Source organism: Acinetobacter bouvetii DSM 14964 = CIP 107468, assembly GCF_000368865.1.
In the GTDB taxonomy this organism is placed as follows: Bacteria; Pseudomonadota; Gammaproteobacteria; order Pseudomonadales; family Moraxellaceae; genus Acinetobacter; species Acinetobacter bouvetii.
In genome coordinates this window covers 144,953-167,421 of record NZ_KB849726.1, presented here as the reverse complement: position 1 = coordinate 167,421, position 22,469 = coordinate 144,953, and the positions used below count along the sequence as shown (strand labels likewise).

16 protein-coding genes are annotated in these 22,469 nt (G+C 44.4%); 5 read left to right on the top strand and 11 right to left on the bottom strand.

The genetic code is table 11. From position 1 onward, the window contains the following. Nucleotides 1-32: 32 nt before the first annotated feature. The 3 genes from F941_RS03740 (at nucleotide 33) to F941_RS03730 (ending at nucleotide 6,121) form a co-directional block, all read left to right on the top strand. Nucleotides 33-1,160 carry an efflux RND transporter periplasmic adaptor subunit gene (locus tag F941_RS03740; RefSeq protein WP_005008055.1) on the top strand — a complete coding sequence of 376 codons (1,128 nt, stop codon included), beginning with the start codon at nucleotides 33-35 and terminating at the stop codon, nucleotides 1,158-1,160. A 23-nt stretch (nucleotides 1,161-1,183) separates the two neighbouring features. Beyond that, nucleotides 1,184-4,288, top strand: a complete 3,105-nt coding sequence (locus tag F941_RS03735) for an efflux RND transporter permease subunit (RefSeq protein ID WP_005008052.1) — start codon at nucleotides 1,184-1,186, stop codon at nucleotides 4,286-4,288. Nucleotides 4,289-4,405: 117 nt separating this feature from the next. Then, on the top strand, nucleotides 4,406-6,121 hold the full coding sequence (locus tag F941_RS03730; RefSeq protein ID WP_005008049.1) for a proline--tRNA ligase: 1,716 nt from the start codon (nucleotides 4,406-4,408) through the stop codon (nucleotides 6,119-6,121). Between the two features lie 64 nt (nucleotides 6,122-6,185). Here the strand turns inward: F941_RS03730 and F941_RS03725 are convergent, their stop codons facing one another. The 7 genes from F941_RS03725 to apbC form a co-directional block, all read right to left on the bottom strand. Continuing rightward, nucleotides 6,186-7,586 (bottom strand): hypothetical protein, encoded by a 1,401-nt coding sequence (locus F941_RS03725; RefSeq protein ID WP_005008047.1) that lies wholly within the window; start codon nucleotides 7,584-7,586, stop codon nucleotides 6,186-6,188. 31 nt (nucleotides 7,587-7,617) lie between these two features. Continuing rightward, nucleotides 7,618-9,915 carry a DUF6160 family protein gene (locus F941_RS03720; RefSeq protein WP_005008045.1) on the bottom strand — a complete coding sequence of 766 codons (2,298 nt, stop codon included), beginning with the start codon at nucleotides 9,913-9,915 and terminating at the stop codon, nucleotides 7,618-7,620. Nucleotides 9,916-9,941: 26 nt separating this feature from the next. Then, on the bottom strand, nucleotides 9,942-10,601 hold the full coding sequence (locus F941_RS03715) for a hypothetical protein (RefSeq protein ID WP_005008043.1): 660 nt from the start codon (nucleotides 10,599-10,601) through the stop codon (nucleotides 9,942-9,944). 10 nt (nucleotides 10,602-10,611) lie between these two features. Next, nucleotides 10,612-12,321, bottom strand: a complete 1,710-nt coding sequence (locus tag F941_RS03710) for a hypothetical protein (RefSeq protein ID WP_005008041.1) — start codon at nucleotides 12,319-12,321, stop codon at nucleotides 10,612-10,614. Between the two features lie 757 nt (nucleotides 12,322-13,078). After that, entirely contained in the window at nucleotides 13,079-13,648 is a 570-nt protein-coding gene (gene dcd, locus F941_RS03705) for a dCTP deaminase (protein WP_005008040.1), read from the bottom strand. A 154-nt stretch (nucleotides 13,649-13,802) separates the two neighbouring features. Beyond that, nucleotides 13,803-14,393, bottom strand: a complete 591-nt coding sequence (locus F941_RS03700; RefSeq protein WP_005008037.1) for a LysE family translocator — start codon at nucleotides 14,391-14,393, stop codon at nucleotides 13,803-13,805. Nucleotides 14,394-14,693: 300 nt separating this feature from the next. Continuing rightward, nucleotides 14,694-15,962, bottom strand: coding sequence for an iron-sulfur cluster carrier protein ApbC (gene apbC / locus F941_RS03695; protein WP_005008036.1), 1,269 nt, complete (start codon nucleotides 15,960-15,962; stop codon nucleotides 14,694-14,696). Nucleotides 15,963-16,344: 382 nt separating this feature from the next. Here apbC and F941_RS03690 point away from each other — a divergent pair, with 382 nt between their 5' ends. Then, complete coding sequence (locus F941_RS03690) at nucleotides 16,345-16,644, top strand: hypothetical protein (RefSeq protein ID WP_005008035.1); 300 nt, start codon at nucleotides 16,345-16,347, stop codon at nucleotides 16,642-16,644. Nucleotides 16,645-16,790: 146 nt separating this feature from the next. On the opposite strand, the gene F941_RS03685 is transcribed toward F941_RS03690, so the two are convergent. The 3 genes from F941_RS03685 to F941_RS03675 all read right to left on the bottom strand — a co-directional run bounded on the left by F941_RS03685 (nucleotide 16,791) and on the right by F941_RS03675 (nucleotide 18,964). Next, nucleotides 16,791-17,246, bottom strand: coding sequence for a hypothetical protein (locus tag F941_RS03685; protein ID WP_005008034.1), 456 nt, complete (start codon nucleotides 17,244-17,246; stop codon nucleotides 16,791-16,793). A 147-nt stretch (nucleotides 17,247-17,393) separates the two neighbouring features. Next, entirely contained in the window at nucleotides 17,394-18,194 is an 801-nt protein-coding gene (locus tag F941_RS03680) for a hypothetical protein (RefSeq protein ID WP_005008033.1), read from the bottom strand. Nucleotides 18,195-18,319: 125 nt separating this feature from the next. After that, the gene (locus F941_RS03675) at nucleotides 18,320-18,964 is read right to left on the bottom strand and encodes a hypothetical protein (RefSeq protein ID WP_005008032.1); all 645 of its coding nucleotides are present in this window, start codon (nucleotides 18,962-18,964) and stop codon (nucleotides 18,320-18,322) included. 392 nt (nucleotides 18,965-19,356) lie between these two features. Between F941_RS03675 and metG the strand changes: the two genes are divergently transcribed. Continuing rightward, entirely contained in the window at nucleotides 19,357-21,417 is a 2,061-nt protein-coding gene (metG, locus tag F941_RS03670) for a methionine--tRNA ligase (protein ID WP_005008030.1), read from the top strand. Nucleotides 21,418-21,470: 53 nt separating this feature from the next. On the opposite strand, the gene F941_RS03665 is transcribed toward metG, so the two are convergent. Then, nucleotides 21,471-22,469 (bottom strand): DUF6575 domain-containing protein, encoded by a 999-nt coding sequence (locus F941_RS03665; RefSeq protein WP_005008026.1) that lies wholly within the window; start codon nucleotides 22,467-22,469, stop codon nucleotides 21,471-21,473.

Sequence of the window (22,469 nt, the reverse complement as noted above, 5' to 3'; positions counted from 1 at the left end):
CAGCGGTTCACAGCTGAATAAAAAGGACGATCATGCGATCAGCACAGCACTTTACTTTTTTTAATGGGAACCGCACTGCCCATTTTTTAAAATCCGGCGTTCTTTGCCTGAGCATAGCGCTCAGCGCATGCCAAAAAAATGAAACAGCGCAGCCCGTTGAAAGTGTAAAAACCATTGAACTCATTCAGCAGGATCTGGTTGCGGTACAGCATGGCGCATCCGTCAGCAGAACTGATTTTACCGGCACCGTCCGCGCAGTCAACCAAAGCAGCATTCAAGCGCAAGTCACCGCAACCGCAGCCGCTGTCAATGCGCAAATCGGACAGTCTGTCGTCAAGGGTCAGGTGCTTATCCGTTTAAACAATCAGGACAATGCGGCCCGCTTGGCGCAAGCCAAAGCCAATCTCGCTTCGGCTCAAGCGCAGGCCAATCAGGCCAAACTGATGATGCAGCGCAAACAGCGCTTATTGAATCAGGGATTTATTTCTAAAGTGGATTTTGAACAAAGCAAAGTCGACTATCAGGCGCAGCTGGAAAATGTCAATGCTCAGCAGTCAAATGTGGATATAGCCCGCAAAGCGGATCAGGATGGCACTATTTACAGCCCTATCAGCGGAGTCATCACTAAGCGTCAGGTTGAACCGGGGCAAACGGTTGCTGCAGGCGCAACCCTGTTTGAAATTGTCGATCCCAGCCATTTGGAAATACAAGCGCAGCTGCCGAGCGATATGCAGTCTGCATTAAAAATTGGACAGGCCATTGAATACAGCATTCAAGGCAACCCGAATAAGCTGACCGCAACATTATCCCGCATTTCGCCGATTGCAGATCAAGCCAGCCGCCAAATTGAATTTTTTGCAGAGCCATCTGAACGCATCAATTCGCGCAGCATCGGCGCTTTTGTTGAAGGTTCTATTTTAGGCTCAAATCAGGTTTCAGGACAGCTGATTCCGCTGGATACGGTGCATGACATCCAAGCCAAACCCTATGTTTGGGCAGTGCGCCAGCATAAAATCGCCCGATTGAATGTCACGGTGTTAGAGCAGCGCTACAGCACTAATACCGCTGTGGTCAGCGGCCTTGAAAGCAGCGATTTAATCAGCCGCGTTAAATTTTCAGAAGATGATATTCACAAAGAAGTCAGCGTCAATAAAGAATAAATAAAAAAAGCAGGATAGCTGTTATGTGGTTTACCCGAATTAGCGTCAAGTACCCCGTTTTCACCATTATGATGATGTTCTGCCTGATGGTGCTTGGCTTGGCCTCTTGGCAGCGCATGGGCGTTGAAGAATTTCCAGATGTCGATTTCCCGTTCGTGGTGATTTACACCAATTATCCTGGCGCATCGCCTGAATCCGTTGAATCTGAAATTACCAAAAAAATGGAAGATCAGATCAATACCATTTCCGGCCTTAAGCAGGTGATTTCACAGTCCAGTGAAGGCCTGTCGACCATTATCGCTGAATTCAACCTAGATGTGCCTTCATCTGTCGCTGCGCAGGATATCCGCGATAAAATTTCGCCTGTCAGCGCGCAGTTCCGCGATGAAATTGATGATCCGATTGTTGAGCGCTACGACCCAACAGCCAGCGCGGTGATGTCCATTGTATTTGAATCAAAAAATATGGACTTGCGTGATTTAAGCTCTTATTTGGAACAGCGCATTGTGCCCCAGCTAAGAACCGTTTCCGGTGTCGGCACAGTCAACCTGCTAGGCGATGCGCAGCGCCAAATCCGCATTCAAGTCGATCCGCAAAAGCTGCAAAGCTTTGGACTGGGCATTGATCAAGTCTTAAACACCCTCAAGGCGGAAAACATTGAAGTTCCGGGCGGCACGCTCAAGCAGCCAACGTCTGAATTGGTGGTTGAAATCAAGTCCCGCGTCATTCACCCGCAGGCTTTTGGCGATTTAGTGGTGGCGAATAAAAATGGCGCCCCTATTTTCCTCCGGCAAGTGGCCCGTATTGAAGACAGTCAGGCGGAGATGGAATCCAGCGCATTCCTCAACGGCAAAACTGCGGTAGCCATTGATATTTTGCGCAGCTCAGACTCCAATGTCATTGAAGTCACGGACAACACCCGCAAAACGCTGGAAGAAATTAAAGCCCAGCTGCCAAAAGGCACAACGGCTGAAATTGTCGTGGATTCCTCCAAAGGCATCCGCGGCAGCATTAAAGACGTTGCCCGCACTATTATCGAAGGCGCTGTTTTAGCCATTCTGATTGTGCTTTTGTTCTTGGGCTCTTTCCGCTCCACCGCCATTACCGGCATGACTTTGCCGATTGCTTTGCTGGGCACCCTCACCTTCATTTGGGCCTTCGGCTTTACGATTAACATGATGACTCTGCTGGCGCTCTCCCTCAGTATCGGCCTGTTGATTGATGATGCGATTGTGGTGCGTGAAAATATTGTCCGGCATGCAGACATGGGCAAAGACCATGTCACCGCCGCGCTGGACGGCACCAAAGAAATTGGCCTCGCCGTATTGGCCACGACACTGACCATTGTTGCAGTATTTCTTCCCGTCGCTTTCATGGGCGGCATTATTGGGCGTTTTTTCTATCAGTTTGGCGTCACCGTCAGTACCGCAGTGCTGATTTCAATGTTTGTCAGCTTTACGCTTGACCCAATGCTGTCCGCGCATTGGGCTGAAAAAAAGCATCCAGATAAAAAACCAGGCGCTGTCAAACGCTTCCTGAATTGGATCTCCAACAAATTAGACAATTTGAGCCATCATTATGAAAAATTGCTGAAACTGGCTTTGCGCTTCCGCCTGATCACGATTTTAATCGCCATCGCCTCGCTGTTTGGCGCGCTGGGCCTTTCTAAGCTGATTGGGACAGAGTTTGTCCCCGTACCGGACAAAAGCGAAATCCGTATCAAGTTTGAAACGCCTGTTGATGCAACGCTGGCGTACTCGCAAGCAAAGCTTAAGCAGGTTGATTCAATTATCCGCCAGCATCCTGAAGTCCGTGCCACTTACGGCGCCATCAACAGCGTATCTGACCGTGGTAAAAACCACATCAGCATCCGCGTGGCTGTCACCCCGCGCACGGAGCGCCAGCAAAGCTTAACCGATTTAAATAACGAATTCCGCAGCCGCCTGCAGTCCGTTGCCGGCATTACGGTCACGTCTGTCGCCTCGGCGGATGAAACGGTATCCGGCGGTCAAAAACCGGTCATGATTTCCATTAAAGGGCCTGACCTGAATGAGCTGCAGAAGATTTCCGACCGCTTTATGGCTCAAGTATCGCAGGTCAAAGGCATTGTCGATTTAGAAAGCTCACTGAAAGAGCCAAAACCGACCTTAGGCGTTCATATCAGCCGTGTCTTAGCCAGTGATTTGGGCCTTTCGGTCAATCAGATCGCCAATGTGGTGCGCCCACTGATTGCAGGCGACAACATCACCACATGGAAAGATGAAAAGGGCGAAACTTATGATGTCAATCTGCGCCTGAATGAAGACCGCCGCAGGCTGCCAAGCGATGTGCAAAGCATGTACATCACCTCGCAAAAAACCGATGCAGCCGGCTTGCCAATTCTGGTGCCGCTTGCATCTGTCGCCAGTTTTGAAGAAACATTGGGGGCATCACAGATTAACCGCCGTGACCTTGCCCGTGAAGTATTGGTCGAAGCCAACACTGCAGGCCGTCCTGCCGGCGATATCGGTGCAGACATTAAAAAGATTGAAGACAGCTTTGACCTGCCGCCGGGTTATTATTTTGCGACCCAAGGCGCCAATAAAGACATGGCCGAATCAGCAGGCTACGCCATGACCGCCATCACCCTGTCCATTGTGTTTATTTATATTGTACTCGGCTCGCAATTCAACAGCTTTATTCATCCGGCAGCCATTATGGCCTCACTGCCGCTGTCCTTAATTGGCGTATTTCTTGCACTGTTCCTGTTCAACTCCACCCTGAATTTATTTTCCATTATCGGCATTATTATGCTGATGGGCTTGGTGACGAAAAATGCGATTCTGCTGATCGATTTCATCAAAAAATCCATGGATAAAGGCAATTCAAGGTATGATTCAATCATTGCCGCAGGCAAGACCCGTTTGCGGCCTATCCTCATGACCACAAGCGCCATGGTGATGGGCATGGTGCCTTTAGCGCTGGGCTTGGGTGAAGGCGGTGAGCAAAGTGCGCCGATGGCGCATGCCGTGATTGGCGGGGTGATTACCTCTACCCTGCTGACACTGGTGGTGGTTCCCGTGATTTTCACTTATTTGGATGATTTAAAGAATTTTATGATGCGTCAGGTCAAAAAATTCACGTCTTGATTTCCGCTTAGATGAATTCCTGCGATTAAATGCCAATGAGATGACATTGAGAAATGCTCATCTCATTTTTTATTGTATAATCTCTGCTTTAACGCTTAATTTTTTAGGACAGTTTCCATGCGCGCGAGTCGCTTTTTATTTGCAACGTTGAGAGAAACCCCGAACGATGCTGAAGTTATTTCACATCAGCTGATGCTTCGTGCAGGGATGATTCGTAAATTGGCTTCAGGTTTATACACTTGGCTGCCGATGGGCGTTCGCGTATTAAATAAAGTTGAAGCGATTGTCCGTGAAGAAATGGACCGTGCCGGCTCACTGCAAGTGCTGATGCCTGTAACGCAGCCAGCATCTCTATGGGAAGAATCCGGCCGCTATGTCCAGTACGGCCCTGAACTTTTGCGTTTTAAAGACCGCCATGCCAACGATTTTGTACTTGGCCCGACGCATGAAGAAGTCATCACTGACCTTGCGCGCAACGAACTAAAAAGCTATAAGCAATTGCCAGCCAATTTCTACCAGGTGCAGACGAAATTCCGTGACGAAATCCGTCCGCGCTTTGGGGTAATGCGTTCACGCGAATTCATCATGAAAGATGCCTATTCTTTCCATGCTGATCAAGCATCACTGCAAGAAACCTATGACCATATGTACGAAGCATATTGCAAAATCTTCACGCGCCTTGGCCTCAACTTCCGCCCAGTGCAAGCCGACACAGGTTCGATTGGCGGTTCAGGCTCTCACGAATTCCACGTATTGGCTTCCAGCGGTGAAGATGACATTGCCTTCTCTACCGAATCAGATTATGCAGCCAACGTAGAAATGGCTGAAGCTGTTTTAACCGGTGAACGCGCGGCTCCTGCCCAAGCCTTAGAAATTGTAGACACGCCAAATCAAAAAACAATTGAAGATGTCTCCGCTTTCTTAAAAACAGATCCTGCCCAATCCGTTAAAGCGCTGCTTGTGCAAGGCGTGGCTGAAGAAGGCAAAACAGCGCCTATCGTTGCGCTGTTCCTGCGCGGCGACCATCAGCTGAATGAAATTAAAGCTGAAAAACACCCGTTGATTGCAGCGCCGCTTGCTTTTGCAACTGAAGCGCAATTGGCTGAACTTGGCTTAACAGCAGGCTTCTGCGGTCCGCAGGGCCTTGCTGAAAAAGGCATTACGGTGATTGCTGACCGCGCAGCATCTGTGCTTTCTGACTTTGTCGCTGGCGCGAATGAAGTTGATAAGCATGCTGTCGGCGTAAACTGGGAACGCGATGCCAAATTCACAGAAGTCTTTGACTTGCGCAATGTTGTTGAAGGCGATCCATCTCCAGATGGCAAAGGCACCTTGCAGATTAAACGCGGCATTGAAGTTGGCCATATTTTCCAGCTGGGCAAAAAATACTCTGAAGCTTTAGGCTGCAAAGTACTCGGTGAAGACGGCAAGCCAATGGTCGTGACTATGGGCTGTTACGGCATTGGCGTAACACGCGTTGTTGCGTCTGCCATCGAACAGAACTTTGATGAGAAAGGCATTATCTGGCCTGCAAACATTGCGCCGTTTGAAGTTGCCATTGTGCCGATGAATGCGCATAAGTCACCAAAAACGCTGGAAGCAGCGGAAGCGCTGTATGCAGAACTGTCTGCTGCCGGCTATGACGTCTTGCTGGATGACCGCAATGAGCGCCCAGGGGTTAAATTCTCTGACCTTGAATTAACCGGCATTCCGCACCGTATCGTCATTGGTGAAAAAGGTTTAGATGCAGGAACGTTTGAATATAAAGGGCGCCGCGATGCGGAGTCTGTGAATCTGTCTAAAGAAGAATTATGGGCTAAAATTGCAAAATAAATTTTAGCTGATATTAAAAATCCCGCTTGATGCGGGATTTTTTATGACTGGCCAAACAGCGTCATCAGCAGAAACGTGAAGAGCCAAAACAATTGCGGTATGCAGGCGCAAGCGTTGTAATATTACCGGCAGCGGCATTGCCGTTTTGAACCATATTTGACATCAAATTCGTCAATGAATCCGTAATATTTAACGTAAACGCATCTTGCAAATACATCGACCAGCCTTTGCCAACAGCAGAGTCATACCCCGGATACTGAATGCTTGCCAGCGATGTTAAAGCAATGCCAAATTTATCTGAATTTACATCCAGTTGATGTACATTATTTAGATTATAAGGAAGCTGATAATTATTCAGCAATGTCGTTAATTTTGTACCATAGTTATCAGCAGTTTCAAGTGCACCCTTTGTTGGAACAGCCTGCCCTAAGCCTATCAGCGTTTGCTGCTTCATATAATTTTTAATGCCTGTTTTTAACAGCGGCATTAGTGTTCCAGCGACTTGAGCAGTTCCCAATACATTACATCTGCCTCCTGGGTCCCCAGCACATAACTGATTGATTGCCAATCCTTCAACGACTTCGTTGACAATGTCTCCCAAACCTAAGTTTAGAATCTTTACTTGGGTCAAACGGGTACCATTCGCAGTCACATTCGCTGATTTTGAAGCGGCTGCCGTATTTACCGTTAAATCTCTATATCGCACTGCAATAAGGCCTAAATTAACAATTTCTTCATCATTTACACCTAAATAACCATCAGCGGCATATTGCTGCTTATAATCATTAAAAGGCCATAATCCATAGTTTCCAACAAAATCTGTAGAGTACTTAGACTGATTATCCGTACTGCAGCCAGCAGTCCCCGCCTTACAGGTCACCGCAATATTCGTCTGGGCCAAAATATTCAGATTGGTTTTACCCGTTAAATAACCGCTGAAACTATTCATTGAGCCAATGCTCATTGGACCTTCAGCTTTTTCAGCACCGACACGGACCCCGACGATTTGCCGTGTAGATGCCTGGCTTCCGCCTTTAATTGCAAACTGATAAAACGGATTGGTTAATACAAAATCTTTTAAAGCGGCTTGATTCGATACCGCATTATTATTATCGGTTCCCGTTGGCTGGCCAGCGGCGCCAGTCAAAGTGATGCAGGTTCCAGAAGCATTTGTAACACAGCCGAAAGAAAGCTGTGAAATATCAATATCACAGCCTCCATTGCCATTATCACCGCCGCAGCCTAATTGCAATGATTTGATATTCGTATTCAGCGACAGTTCTGCATCAAATCCTAATTTAAAGAAATCAAGCCCTTGGCTGGAATCAGAAACTTTAGACAATGAAAATAAGGCCTGACCTGTCACATTTGAGAGCGCTGCATCATCTAAACTGGTCATTGCATAGGTCATCGTCGACAGACTGAATGTTGATGCAATGATGCTTCCTAAAATCGTTTTTTTCATTATCTTTCCCTGTCTATAATGATTATTTAATTTATCGGGGAGTTATTCCTAAAGTACTGCGCATATTTCCGCCAGGAATGACTATATCTGCAATTTTTTGAATGGTTCCTGAAGGCGCTAAAGCGATTTCGGCACGGAAAGCGCTGCCATACTGACCCGCCTGAATTTGTGCAGAGGTCAGTTTTTGAGAGGGATAGTTAAATTGGATTTGATTATCTAAGACAACTTGATCCGACTTCACATAAAGCCTAGCGTCCAGGCCTAAATTACCCTGCAATTTATTCAAGTTAACGCTGGACGCGACAACACTGCCGTCACTTTTAACATCTTCATTCATAACACTGATATAGCTGCCCAGTGCGGTTTGATTTGCGGCTGTGGCCGAATCTAAATCATTAAAAGCAAAATTGGCTTTAAACGATAAAAAGTTGGTATCGGGTGTGCTATTTGCGGCATCCATTCCCGGAATAATAAACAACTCGCCTTTGCCGTCTATTTTAAATGCGATAGATGAAAGCACATCATCCTTTTTAGAAAAGTTGTCCGCTGGAACTAAAGTCCCGCAATTCGTCACGGCGCTCACGCCAGCACAGTTATAAACAGAACCAGGAAGCTGTCCAATGGCAACCTCTGCTTTGGCCGCGAATAATAAATTATCCGCTTTTACATAGATGCCGTCATCTTCAAAACCAATCACGCCATCGGCTTTCATAAATGCATCGATATTGCGCAAACCTGCATAATAGTTCCGCTCTACACCATGTACACCTTTTGCGCCATCGACAATAATAATTGAGGTTGTGCTTGGCGCATTCGTCTTCTTATCAATTCCATAGCCTTCTGTACTAAAGATCAGGTTATACCCCAAACCCTGCTTTACTGTCGCATCGCCATAGCTATAGGTTTTTGAAAATAAAGCGAGGTTTGCATTCAAATTAAAAATAGGGATGCCAAGCCCCCACGTTGCACTGCTTTGACCCAATTCAGCTTGAGAATTATCTGAAATAAACTTTGCTGTACGCGCAATCGCCTGAAAATCCATGCCGCGGACAGCAATAAATGCCACATCCCTTTCCTGAGACAGGCTGCTGTTCGTTTGCGGATCTAAGTAATAATTGAATATCGGCGAACTTGCGCCCAGCGTTTTTTGAATATTGTCATTGATAATGAAATTGAGCGTTTTTGCCTGTAAAGCATTAATATAAATATCGCCAAAATCAATATATGCGTTATGCGTATTGCCTGCTTCATCACTGGCAGACGGCACGACAAGCGGAGACAGATTTGAGAACTCAATTGCATAACTGCCGCGCCCAGTATGGCCCAACTCAAACGTCGTCGGCGCTTGCGTACTGGATAATAATGAATTTTTCGCCCGCGTAAATTCCGCCGACATCCCTAAATGCAAACCGCCTTTATCTGTTTCATACCCCTGTGCCGTCGTAGCCTGCTCAATCATGCTGCTGCCGGCGCTATGATTGACGGTATTGAATGTCGCCAAGCCAGCCTGATTCGCATTAATTTGAATCCGCCCCTTTGTTAAGGCGCCGGAAGCGCCTAAGCGGATCACATTCTTTTGATTCTGCAGGTCCGAACCATAACGCAAATCAATATTCACCCCTGGGTTGGTGGCATTCGCGCGCCCTGAAGCATAAGAATTGTCCGCAACCCGCCCAAGATTCACAATATGATCTGTCCCATCCGCTGCTTTAGTGGTCAGAACAATACCCTCATCACGGTCAATATACAGATACCCGTCTGCGGAAATATTGAAGTTAAAATCATTTAAAGTCAGATATTTACTATTTAATCCATAACTAATATCGGCATTCTTGATCTCTAAATCCATATGCGCTAAAGCATTGCGGTTAAATAATCCATTCGAGGTGATTAAATTAAAAACCAAAGGAGACGAGGTCGAAATATTGAGCGAGCCTAAACTTTGCTGGGCAGTTTTACATGCGGCATTGCTGCAAATCAGCATTAAATTTGCAATTGTTGCCTGAAAAGGCGAAATGCTCGCATTTAAATGCACACCTGCACCGTTTGGCGTTGTACCGACATCCAAATTCAGCTTGCTGATGATATTTTGATTATTCTCTCCCTGAATGGTCACATTATGCAGACCCAGCTTCATGTTTCCATTGGCCGTTTGATCTACCCAGTTCGCTTGATTAATAGTGACCTTGGAAACTTCTTGGGAAATTGAAATACCATCTTGCCCTCGAACGGAGCTTAGGTTCTCATCCGACAGCTGTTCAAAAGCATTCGCATGCTGCGCCGCTAAAATACAGACTGTAAGAAGTTTTAATTTGGTTATTTTTCTCATCTCAACATCCTTGTTTTTATTTTTAATTAACAGCGGCTTGTAGAAGTTCCAGCACAGTTATAACTAAAAATTTTCAAGTCTCCTGATAGATGCAAATTGCCATGCATATTCAGCCCCATGAATCCTGTCTCAGCGCCTTTATCAAAATCCGGCACACTTTGATTTGAGTTAAATGTTGTGTACGTCGCTGAGTTCTGATATGCCGTTGCGCCAGTCTCTACAGACAAATTCGCGAAACCAAAGTTCCTTATTTTGAGCGGCTTGTCATCATAAAAGCTCAGCTGCATGGCAGTTTGAGCTTTATTGTCCTTATTTAGAATGGTTGATCCATCCAATGAAAACTTATCAATTTGAAGAGTGCCTTGAATTTGCTTAAATACCAGCCATTTCTTGTTTCCAGAACTGTCCACATGATTATTCGGCGCAATCGCCAGACGGCACATAATATTATTTACGCACGAATACCCATAATTGGCGGCTGTCGTTTTGCCAGTGGCATCTACAGTGGAAATGGTTTTTAAGCTCATATCATTGGCATATTTATGATTCAAAGACAAAGTCCAGCTCAAGTCTGCGCCGCCTTGACCGGCAATGGATTGCATATCTTCATTATTTAAATTGACTAATCCCGCCTGAGCGGCGCCTGAAGATATCAGCAAAATAGAAGCCATTATTTTTTTTAGCATGCTTTAGCTCCTATAAGCCTGTAGTTTTAATTTTAAGATGCTGAATTAATACGCCATCTATCGCCGCAGATCCTAAATTAACCGCTGCTGCCCCTGCCGCAGCACTTTTAAACATAATGCCTGTAGCCGTACTGTCCCGGTTTGCAATTAAAGTATTTGCAGAGGCATCACGCGCTACCGTACCCATTGAAATACTGCTATGTGTTGCATTGGTACCTTGATAGCTTGTGCCATTCACTTGTGCGCCATTTGTTCCGCAAACAGCGACATTACAGGTGCTGCCTTTATATTGATTTGCCAGCGCATCTAAAGCTGACTGGTTGCTGATTGCATATTTAGTGGGCGCACTGATGCTGCTGGTATATCCCAATTCAACAAAACCGCCGCTCACATTGTCTTTTACATAGGTGCCCGCACTGTCTGCAACATAGCTAGTGACGTTGTTGGCTGTATCGACTATCTTTTTATAAAAAGTGGATACACTGCTGAAATTCTGAACGCTGTAATAAGCGCCGGATTTAGATTTATAATATCCGCCAGAAGCATTTACAGCATACGTTGCTTCTGCATCTTTATAATGCGTATAAATTTTATTATAAATACTCGCAACATTCGGAATTGCGGTCACTTCTAAAATAATATTTTTCCCTTCCGACCCGACAATAAATGGCTGGTACATATTCCCTAAGACCAAGTTGATATTGGGGCTATATATATACAGGCCTTCCGTACTATTGAAGGTTGGCGCAGAAGAACCATTTAATGCCGGCGTAGAATAACTGCCGTCATCTATAGCAGCCGTACTGATCCGTATCGCTTTTGCATTTAAATCAGTGTCTGTCGATTTTATGCTCTGGGGATTATCATTTGTGTTCAGCCGCAGGATACTGGCCATACCCAGTGTCTGATTCTGCTGTGTCACACTTGAACTTTGCGTCTGAAACAGCCTGACTTGAGAACCGTTCAAGCTCAAGCCATTGGCAACAAATTGAAAACGTAAACGTTGATTTTTATCTAAGTTCTGATCATTCGTTGCATCTGATGTCATTGGCACTGCCACAGGCGCGCCAGTAATAACATTTACTGCATTGCTTGAGCCCCATTTTCGGGAGAACGCATCCGCCCAGTAGCCTAATTTAATATTATTGTCACTTTCATCCGCCGCTACGGTCGCCAGCGGCGCTTCCAATGCCAAATACCCGACATTTGCCGCCGCATTGGATGCTTGAAATTGCTGAACCTGACTTTCTGTTCCCGCTCTGAATAACCACGGGTTCGCTGACGTTCCCCAGGTAAACCCTTGGTTGCTGTAACGCAGGTTTAACTGATCGTCGCTTTTTGACAAGGCTAAGCCATAAATAAAGACATCCGCCTTGGTCTGCTTTGCTGCGGCATCCGCAGCAGTGACTGTAGATGCTAAACCGCTATAATTTTCCCCTGTCGGAATAATCCGGATAAAGCCGGTATCATTTTTAGAGGCTGCCAATAAAGATGCAGCATCTGTCGCTGCGCCATAGGTCGAAGAGGATGAAATATCTTTAGCGCCCTGAAACACCATTTTAAAATTTTCAGGTAAAAGTGCGATCCCCTCTCCCGTTGTATCGGAAAGAGATTGATCTGACAAAGTTTCAAGTGCATGAACTGATGCCGCGCTGCACAGCGCAATCATACTGGCAAGACAAGATCGAGCAAACCTTGTCTTCTTTATAATATAAGTCATCTCGACCTTCCTTTTTATCAGATGCTCCGCATCTTTATTTTTGCTTCATCCTATACTTGGCATTTATATTTTTGTGAAATCTTAAAACAGCATTTACCCAAGTTATGCTTTTTTATTATGCTGAATAATTCATCAAATGCAAAAACAAACTATCTCAACCGCAACATTTCCGATGAATGATGCCCCGGCCTGAAAGAAATTGACGGTATTCTTTATCAATCCCCATGCTGCTGCTGGCTGAATGCCGCGGTTTCACATTTTGGTTTTCAATTTCTTCTCTTTTAATAAAAAAAATTTTAACAACAATGAGATAAAATCATCAAAACCCAGCATTTGGCTGTTCCAGCTTCGCCATTGCATTGCATCTTGCTGTTTAAGAAGCCGGCTTATATTCTCTTGGCTGTTTGATTCTGCAAGCCCTGCTGAGCACAGCCATCTTCATCCGCCGGTAAAATCGGCTGGGGCTGATAGTTACAGAATAAAGCCATGCTTTGATCCGCTGGCCACATGCTGAATCGGCATCTCAGTGCAATTTTTCACATAGCGCAGTGCCATTTGAAATGCATCCACTAAATGCTCAGAACATATCTCAGCTGACCGCCTGATCCATTTCTTTGCAATCCTTCCGCCTCTGCCGCCTGAGCAGATTGCATAAAATTGCTGCCTCTGAAAAATTTATTTCAGGACAGGACGTAAAGCATATATAAAAAAGGCAGATCAAATGACCTGCCTTTTTTATATGCTTTGCCTGCGCATCTTATGCTTTCGGCAAAGTCACACCCGTTTGGCCTTGATACTTGCCGCCGCGGTCTTTATAAGAGGTTTCACACACTTCATCAGATTCAAAGAACAGCATTTGCGCCACACCTTCGCCCGCGTAGATGCGCGCCGGCAAATTGGTCGTGTTTGAGAATTCTAATGTGACGTGGCCTTCCCATTCAGGTTCAAGCGGTGTGACATTCACAATAATGCCGCAGCGCGCATAGGTCGACTTGCCTAGGCAGACGGTCAGCACATTACGCGGAATGCGGAAATACTCCACTGTACGCGCCAAAGCGAATGAATTTGGCGGAATAATGCAGACATCGGACTCGATATCAATAAAGCTTTTATCATCAAAGTTTTTTGGATCCACAATTGCAGAATGCACATTGGTGAAAACTTTAAATTCACGCGCGCAGCGCACATCATAGCCGTAGCTGGATACGCCGTATGAAATCAGTTTTTCACCATTTTCATCATAACGGACTTGGTTCTCTGCATACGGTTCAATCATGCCGTGCTTTTCGCTCATTTCGCGAATCCAACGATCAGACTTAATAGCCATGTATCTCTATCCAAAAAGCGTTAATTCAATTATTGCGTGGTACTTTAACTGAAATTGGCTGTAATGAAAACAAACCAATCCTACTGCAGATATATTAGCAAAAAAACCGTCTGCCTTAATGATTAAAACAGACGGTCTATATGAAAATTTAAGGTTATGCGGTTAATGCGGTATAGCTCATTAATACCGAGAAGCACATCAACACCAGCGATGCAGTTTTTTGCAATGTGCTTTGGTTAAGCCAGCTGATTTTATTTGAATTTAATACTGAGCCAATAACGGTCCAAACAAATGCAATTGGAATCAGCATCAACAAAAATGCCAGCATATGCGCTACATAATAGCGGGGATCCACCCAAGCAATCGCAGGGAAAATCGCAGATGCAAATAACAGCGCTTTCGGGTTGAGCAAGGTTGCCGCAAACAAATGTACTGGGCCAATCGACACTTGATTGTAGTCTTCAGTGACGTTGGACATTTTCCATGCGCGTATAGCCAGATAAAGAATATAGGCTGCGCTGAATAATTTTAGAATCATTGGCAGCAACGGCATTTGCGCTGTCACTTTTCCAATCAGGCATCCCCATAAGCTTATAGAGATAAGATAACCGAATGCTTCTGCGGGAATGAGGCGGAAAGATTTACGTACACCTACCTGTATGCCTGATGATGCCAGCAAGGTATTGGTCGGGCCTGGAGTCAGTAAAATTGTGACGACTAAGCCAATGAAAAACCATGTAATCATACGAAAAACTCACCTTTGAGTGAGCGCAGATTAAATCACTTCAAGTGCGCTGGCAAAACAAGATTTGTAAGCCAATATATAATTTTCAAGCAACTTAAACTAAAACAATATTATTCAATAACTTAAAAAAAGCATATTGCTGTAACCAAAGAGTCACATATGATTAAATTTCACACAAAATAAGCATTTAACGTTATTTAATGCGCACAAAACCCTTAATAACAAAAAGAATATTACATTTTAATTTGCGCTCACAGATTCAAAAAACCAGCCTGAGCTGGTTTAGGAATCAAGCCATAATTAGAAAATACGGCTTTGATCTTTCTCTGCTTTTGGCAGTTTTTCAGCAATACGCTCAGCAATGGCCATGTAGCCCTCGGCAGCACTGTCTTCCGCCAGGACTGAAGGCTTACCTGCATCGGCATTTTCACGGATCTGCACATTCAGCGGCAATCGACCCAGTAACGGAATATGGTACTGTTCAGCTAATTTATCGCCGCCGCCTGTACCAAAAATCTGTTCTTCAAATCCGCAATTTGAGCAGATATGGGTCGACATATTTTCCACCACGCCCATGACAGGAATCTGTACGCGGTTAAACAGCTCAATGCCTTTGGTGGCATCCATCAGCGCCACATTTTGCGGTGTTGTCACAATCACCGCGCCCGTTACTGGAATGCGCTGCGCCAGCGTCAGCTGAATATCGCCTGTACCCGGCGGCATATCAATCATCAGCACGTCTAAATCAGGCCATAGAGTTTGATTGAACAGCTGCATCAGCGCGCCAGTCGCTTTCGGGCCGCGCCATGCCACTGGGGTATTGTGATCGCCCGTTAAATGGCCGATGGACAGCACAGCAAGTCCATAAGCATCCAGCGGCACAAAATGCTCTGCTTCAATCATTGGCGTTCTGCCGGCATTTCCCAGCATGGTCGGAATGCTTGGGCCATAGATATCGGCATCTAACACCCCCACTTTTAAACCCAGTTTTTGCAGCGCCAAAGCCAGATTGACGGTCGTTGTCGATTTGCCGACACCGCCTTTGCCTGATGACACTAAAATCACATTTTGAATGCGCGGATGCTTTGGCACATCGCGCTGCTGCGGCGCCGCTTTTTGAATGGGCGGATTGTTTGGATCAGCTTCTGCAGGCTGTTCAGGCGCTGAAGCCGAAGCATCGACGACTGGCGGCAGATTGTTTTTGGGCGCTGTATTTTCTGCTTTTGGCTGGCTGGAACAGCTTTCGCCTTCTGCATGGTTATGCCCGCAGCCGCCTGAGCTATGCCCCGTTTTTTGCTGAATCACATGCATGTTTAATTCAGTAATCCCGCATTTTTCCAAAGCATCGGCTAAATCATCATGAATTTTTTGCAGGTCATCCGCTTCAGAGGGAAAGGTATTAATCGTGATTTGCAAGACCTGCCCCTGCACATTGATTTGGGTAATGCGGTCTTTTAGCGCATGCGCTGAATTGGGCAGCAGATAGCTTTGCAGCACGTGCTGAATTTCATCTTCCTTGACTTCCTGCGAGGGTGAAAAGACCGATTTAAGCGAAGAAAGCCAAGACATAAAGTTACTCCAAAAAAGCGAAAATACAGCAGATTACTGATAGTTTAACGGCAAATAGAGTCTAGGTTAAGCACCGGATTTAAGAAGATGCAGGATAAAGCTAAAAATCCAATCAAAATGCTTGGTTTTATTTCTCTTTCAGATACATTTCAACAATACAGTTCGAATGTTTTTTTGATATAAATTTCAGCATTGGCCGCTAGACGCTTTTATTTGCCGCAAGCCTGGCCTTACTGTCAATAGATTAACGCTTGCGCACAGCATTAAACGTATAAAAGACTGTGATAGTCCAGCAACGTCCGGAAAATATGGACTGAATCTGCCTGCTGTAGGCCGAATTGATGTGTGGAAATGCATTTTATGTATTATTGGGGGAATTAAAATGAAAAAATTAGTCTTTATGCTTTGGTTTGCTGCCGCAGGCTTAAGCCATGCCGGCATGAATGTAGAGACCTTTCTCACGGCAGAGCGCCAGTCAATTACGCTGGGGGATTCTGTTGAAGACATGCAGATGCGGATGAAAGCATCTCCCATCACGGTAAATTCATACGTACTGCCGCAGAAAGATCAAAAAGAAGACTTGGCGATTGATTACACCTATGAAATTGAAAACATGCGCTATGTCATTACTGTGGTGAATGGGAAAATCAGCCAGATTCAAACTGAAAACCTGAATAAATAAGTCTAAAACGATATGGCCATGCAAAGGCCGCATTGGCATGGCACCTGAATCCTTTATCAAAAAAACCCATTGCTCGAGGCAATGGGTTTTTTTGATTCAAGCACAGCCTTCTTCAAGCCTGCACTTGCAGCATTATAAAATTATGCCTAATCGCCTTTTTTAAACTTGCCTAAAGTCTCTGTGGTTTTCTTTTTCAGCTCATCAAATTTTTCTGTGGCGTGAACTTTTAACTCATCCAGCTTGACAGAGGCTTCCTGCTTTAATTCTGCAGCTTTCTGCTTAGCCTCATCCAGCTTTTGGCCCGCTTCTTCTTTCAGATGATCAAATTTTTCCTGGGCGGATGCTTTCGCAGCTTCAGCTTTAGCCTTCAAATCATCGGCCTTTTCCTGTAAAGCGGCTTTATCTTCGGCATGCTGCGCCTTTGCTTCATGCTTTAAATCGTCAAGCTTGGCTTCTGCATGCAGTTTAGCTTCTTTAGCCGTATGCTTTAAATCATCCAGCGCTTTTTCACCCTGCAGCTTGGCTTCCTGCGCCGAATGCTTTACTTTTTCGTCCAGCTCAGCGGCTTTATTTTTCAGTTCATCCAGCTGTGACTTGCTCATCTTTATACCCTCTTAATTATATGAATTGTCTAACAATAGATATAACATCTCATCGGATTAAATAAAGTCGCAGCATCATTTCGATACACTTTATAACAAACTGAAATAAACCTCACCACAGCCGAACCCAAGCCATAAAACAGGAGTTTACTTCTTCACCGTACTGATAAAACTGATCACCGCAAACAGCCAAATAAACAGAATAAAACTGCGTGCGCGGGTGAAGTGCTCTACGTCTGAACCATGCACAATATTATGGCGGGTCGCAGTCACCGTTGAACTATTGTCCATTTTCAAAGCCTGCAGTTCTAAAAAGTAAGGGGTAATATCGCTGGCGATTTTCACCTTATGCCATAAACTTTTCACTTCATGGCCTTTCAGCCCCGGCACAATTTTATAGACATCAATATATTTGCTTTGATTCAGCTGCAAATAGCCGCGCTCTGCCAATGCTTCCGTCAAAATGCCTTCAATCTGCCCATACAGCACCGTCACGCAGCCTGCGTAACATTCTTGTGCATACATCTTGAAGCACTGCTCAATGACTTGACGGTGCAGCGGCAGGTTGCCGCCAATCTGCAGCGCATCAACAGCAGACAGCATTTCATGCTGAAAATAGTCTTGTTCTATAAGCGCCGGCAAAGCAAAATTAGCCATTCCGCTTTCTTTTTCAGACGCTAATTTCCAAAAATACAGCAGATTTAACGCGTCATTGGCGATGGGCGCATCGCTTTCAAATTCAATCTGATCGGCCAATACATCAAAATAGGCATCCTGCGCAGCAAGCTGCCTTAATTCAGCGACCAGTTGAGCGTGAGATGCAGAACCCATCGTTTGCAAATATTGCGCCGCTATTTTTAAGATTTGATTGCCGAGTTTCTGTTGACTGCCTGAATTTTGCGGAATGCGCGTCACGGGCTGGTCGAAATCAAAATCATCATCGATCATGGGCTTGTACTCTTAAAAATGGCTGAATCTGTGCATTATCACCGTTCTTGTGCAGACGATACAGATAAATCACACTCTGCCCGCATATTTTCTTCCCGCATCTTGGGCATGCTGATGCAGAAACATTAATGCCAGGTATCATATACGCTAAAAAGAAGGTTTTCGGTTTCGCTTAAGGCCCAATAGCTGTGCTTAAAATGAGGGTATTTTTCAGACGCGGCAGCGGCGGGAATACGCACAAAAGGCATATAGCAGGCGCTGACAGCCTGCTTTAAATATTCAGTCGAGCCCAGCACATAGTAAGAATCGTGATTGACATAGTCATGATGGCTTAAATATTCCGGACTCGGCTGCACAAAATGCAGCGTCTTATGCCAGCCGCGCCAGCGTTTCTTTATTGTCGGCTTCACACACTCTACCGCGTCATCGCGCTGGCTCGAACTGCGCGCAGCTTTTTGCAGAATGACCGCTCTAAGGCCATTATCAATGGCATAAACCAGCACCACATTGCCTTTCATCGGTGAATGCCTGCGGTAAAAAACGAATGCTGGACGATGCAGCTGAGCAAATTGCTGCTGATCTAGATGATAGGCATAGTCCAGCTGCTGCTTAAATTCTTTCCGCTGCGTGAATGAGCCAAAGATCAATACAGCCACAATAAAAAACACCACGCACAGACACAGCATGCCCGCCAGCGCAATAAGACCTGTCAGGCCATAGCGCAATATTTGCAATGCATCCTGCAAATAGCCATCCCCTTTCCTGCGCATTCTTACAGTCCCAGTGGTTTTGGATGATTTAAAGAATGATGAGTTCAGTGTATGGATTTTTTTTCAGAGGCATCAAGTGTAACTATGCGCAGTTTTTGCAAAGATTTTAATCTTTTGTATACAGATGACGTACGCTGCGCATAACCTGAGCAGCGCCTTCATTGAAGGCAAGCGTGCAAACTCTACAGCTGAACATGGATTAAAATAAGCAAAGGCTATCTCGCCTATCGGCAAACGGATGCTATGACAAATTGACCTGAACGCCGCCATTAAAAACAGCCTGCTGTTTTTAACTCTTTTGAAAAGAATTCACTTATTCCCTTGTGCATCCGCGCCCTATCTAAGGTAAAATCGTTGACCTTATATAAAATACGAATGAGAGAGTCATATCCGTGCGTAATATTTTAGTCACTAACGCCCTGCCATACGCCAATGGCCCCATCCATATGGGACACTTACTCGGTTATATCCAAGCAGATATTTGGGTTCGTGCCATGCGTGCAATGGGACACGATGTGACTTATGTATGTGCGGATGATGCTCACGGCACAGCCATCATGCTGCGTGCCGAAGCCAATGGCATTTCTCCAGAACAGCAAATTGCCAATGTGCAAAAAGAACACATCCGCGACTTTGACGGTTTCGGCGTGCATTTCGATCATTATGATTCAACCAATAGTGACGAAAACAAAGCGCGTTCAGAAGAAATCTATATTAAAAACCGTGAAGCCGGCAATATTGCCATCCGTCCTGTCAACCAGCTGTTTGACCCTGAAAAAGGCATGTTCTTATCAGACCGTTTCATTAAAGGCACGTGCCCGAAATGTAAGTCGGAAGATCAATATGGCGACGCGTGCGAAGTCTGCGGTACCACTTATAACGCGACTGAGCTGTTAAACCCGAAATCGACGTTGAGCGGCGCAACGCCTGTTGAGAAATCGTCAGATCACTACTTCTTTAAACTGCCGAATTTTTCAGAATATTTGCAAAAATGGACCCGTGACCAAGGCCGCCTGCCGGTTTCGATTGCCAATAAACTGGATGAATGGTTTGAAGCGGGCTTATCGGACTGGGATATTTCACGTGATGCGCCGTATTTCGGTTTTGAAATTCCAGATGCACCGAACAAATATTTCTATGTTTGGGTCGATGCGCCGATTGGTTATATGTCGAGTTTTGAAAACTACATTAAAGCTAAACGTCCTGATTTAAGTTTTGACGACTTTTGGAAGAAAGACTCTGACAAAGAAGTCTATCACTTCATTGGTAAAGACATCGTTTACTTCCATGCCCTGTTCTGGCCTGCAATGCTTGAAGGCGCGAACTACCGTACGCCATCAGGTTTATTCGTCAATGGTTTCTTGACTGTAAATGGTCAGAAGATGTCGAAGTCCCGCGGGACATTCATTAAAGCTGAAACATATTTAGAGCACTTAAACCCTGAGTACTTACGTTATTACTTCGCGTCTAAACTGTCAGATAAAGTTGAAGATTCTGATTTGAACTTGGATGATTTCGTTCAGAAAGTAAACTCAGACTTGGTTGGTAAAGTGGTCAACATTGCCAGCCGTTGTGCAAAATTCATCAACACCAAGTTTGATAATAAATTATCGGCAACTTGTGCAGAGCCTGAATTGGTACAAAGCTTTATTGATGCGGGTGATTCAATTGCGAAAGCCTATGAAGCACGTGAGTTCTCTGCTGCGATTCGTGAAATCATGGCGCTTGCAGATAAAGCCAACCAATATATCGATGAGAAAAAACCTTGGGCTTTAGCGAAAGTTGAGGGCGAAGAACAGCAAGTACATGATGTATGTTCGGTCGGGATTAACCTGTTCCGTCAATTGGCTGTGTACTTGGCACCTGTACTTCCAACCTTAGCGGCTCAAGTTCAAGATTTCTTAAAACTAGACCGCTTTGACTTTGCTTCTGCTCAAACGGCATTGGTCGATCATGAAATTGCATTGTTCCAGCCTTTAATGCAACGTGTAGACCCGAAAGCAGTTGCGGCAATGGTCGATGCATCTAAAGACTCTTTAGCTGCTGCGGCTGAACCTGTAAAAGTGGAAAAGAAAAAAGAAAAGAAAGCTGCACCTGCCAAAGTTGAGCCTAAAGTCGGCGAGGCTGAAATCATTGGCATTGAAGACTTTATGAAAGTTGACCTACGTGTCGCTGAAGTTTTAGAAGCTGCAACGGTAGAAGGCTCTGACAAACTTCTACAACTAACTTTAAATGTCGGCGAAGCTGAACCGCGTAATGTATTTAGTGGTATTCGTGAGTTCTACCAACCAGAAGACCTTAAAGGTAAATTGGTGGTGATGGTGGCTAACCTTGCACCGCGTAAGATGCGTTTTGGTATTTCTAACGGTATGGTGCTTGCAGCGGGCAACGGCGAAGGTGTTTGGGTAATTTCACCTGAATCTGGTGCTAAAGCTGGTGATAAGGTTTCTTAAGGCTTAATCCTTAAAAGAAAAGCCTCTACATTGTAGGGGCTTTTCTATTAATATTAATTATTCTCAATTTCTGATGTAACAACTCGTATCCTCCCATCTTCAATAAAATTCAAAAAAGATTTCAATCTTCGTGTATGTGCCATTAGTATTTTAGATCTTTCAAAATCAGTATTTGCGAATTTGTCTAACCAAGCACTCTCAACACAATATAGCTTCTGAACTAGTAATTTATAATACTGCTGACAATCTGTATCTTTAGAAAATTCAGTTATAGCATTTGTCAAACTTATATTATTAAGATCTAAAGTCTTAATTCGAGTATATAGATCACTATAAATTTGATCGATTATCTTTTTCTCATTTTTGTATTTATTTATTGCTTCGAAAGTCACATTTGCTATTTCACTATCTACATTAATTTTCATATATCCAGGTGATGCATAATGAATAGCTTCCAAATAAGACTTTGATGGTCTAGGGATCATATCTTTTAACTTATTATAGAAATGCATTACACTAAAACCATCCTGCCAAGGCATACCTCCAGATGTCCCTAATTGTTTCTTAGCAACAAAAATAAAGTCATAAATTTGTGTTAATTTCTTATAAACTTCTTTTAAATCATCGAATTTCCAATTATCTTCAAATACTAAAGATGCTACATTGCTGTCTTCAATATATTCATCTATATTTAGGTATGCATCTGTTTCTGGTAAATAATCATTAGGTATTTCAGATAGATTAACAAGTTGATACTCAGATTTTATTTCATTTTCATCAACAAAAAAAACAAAACTAGTTGATTTATTTTTAATACACTCTAAGAGACTCAACTCACCCAATACCAATCTCAATCTATCTTCTTCTTTAATTCTAAAGTACATCCATCTATTATAAGACTCATTGCAATCACACCAATATTTTAGATATTTTTCTTTATTACTAGCTCTAAATTCTGATAATAATGGACCATCAAAATACAGTAAATCTCTTTCCCATGTTAATCCTGTAATAGGGAGACTTTTTAAAGGTGAACCATTTAAGTTTAACAT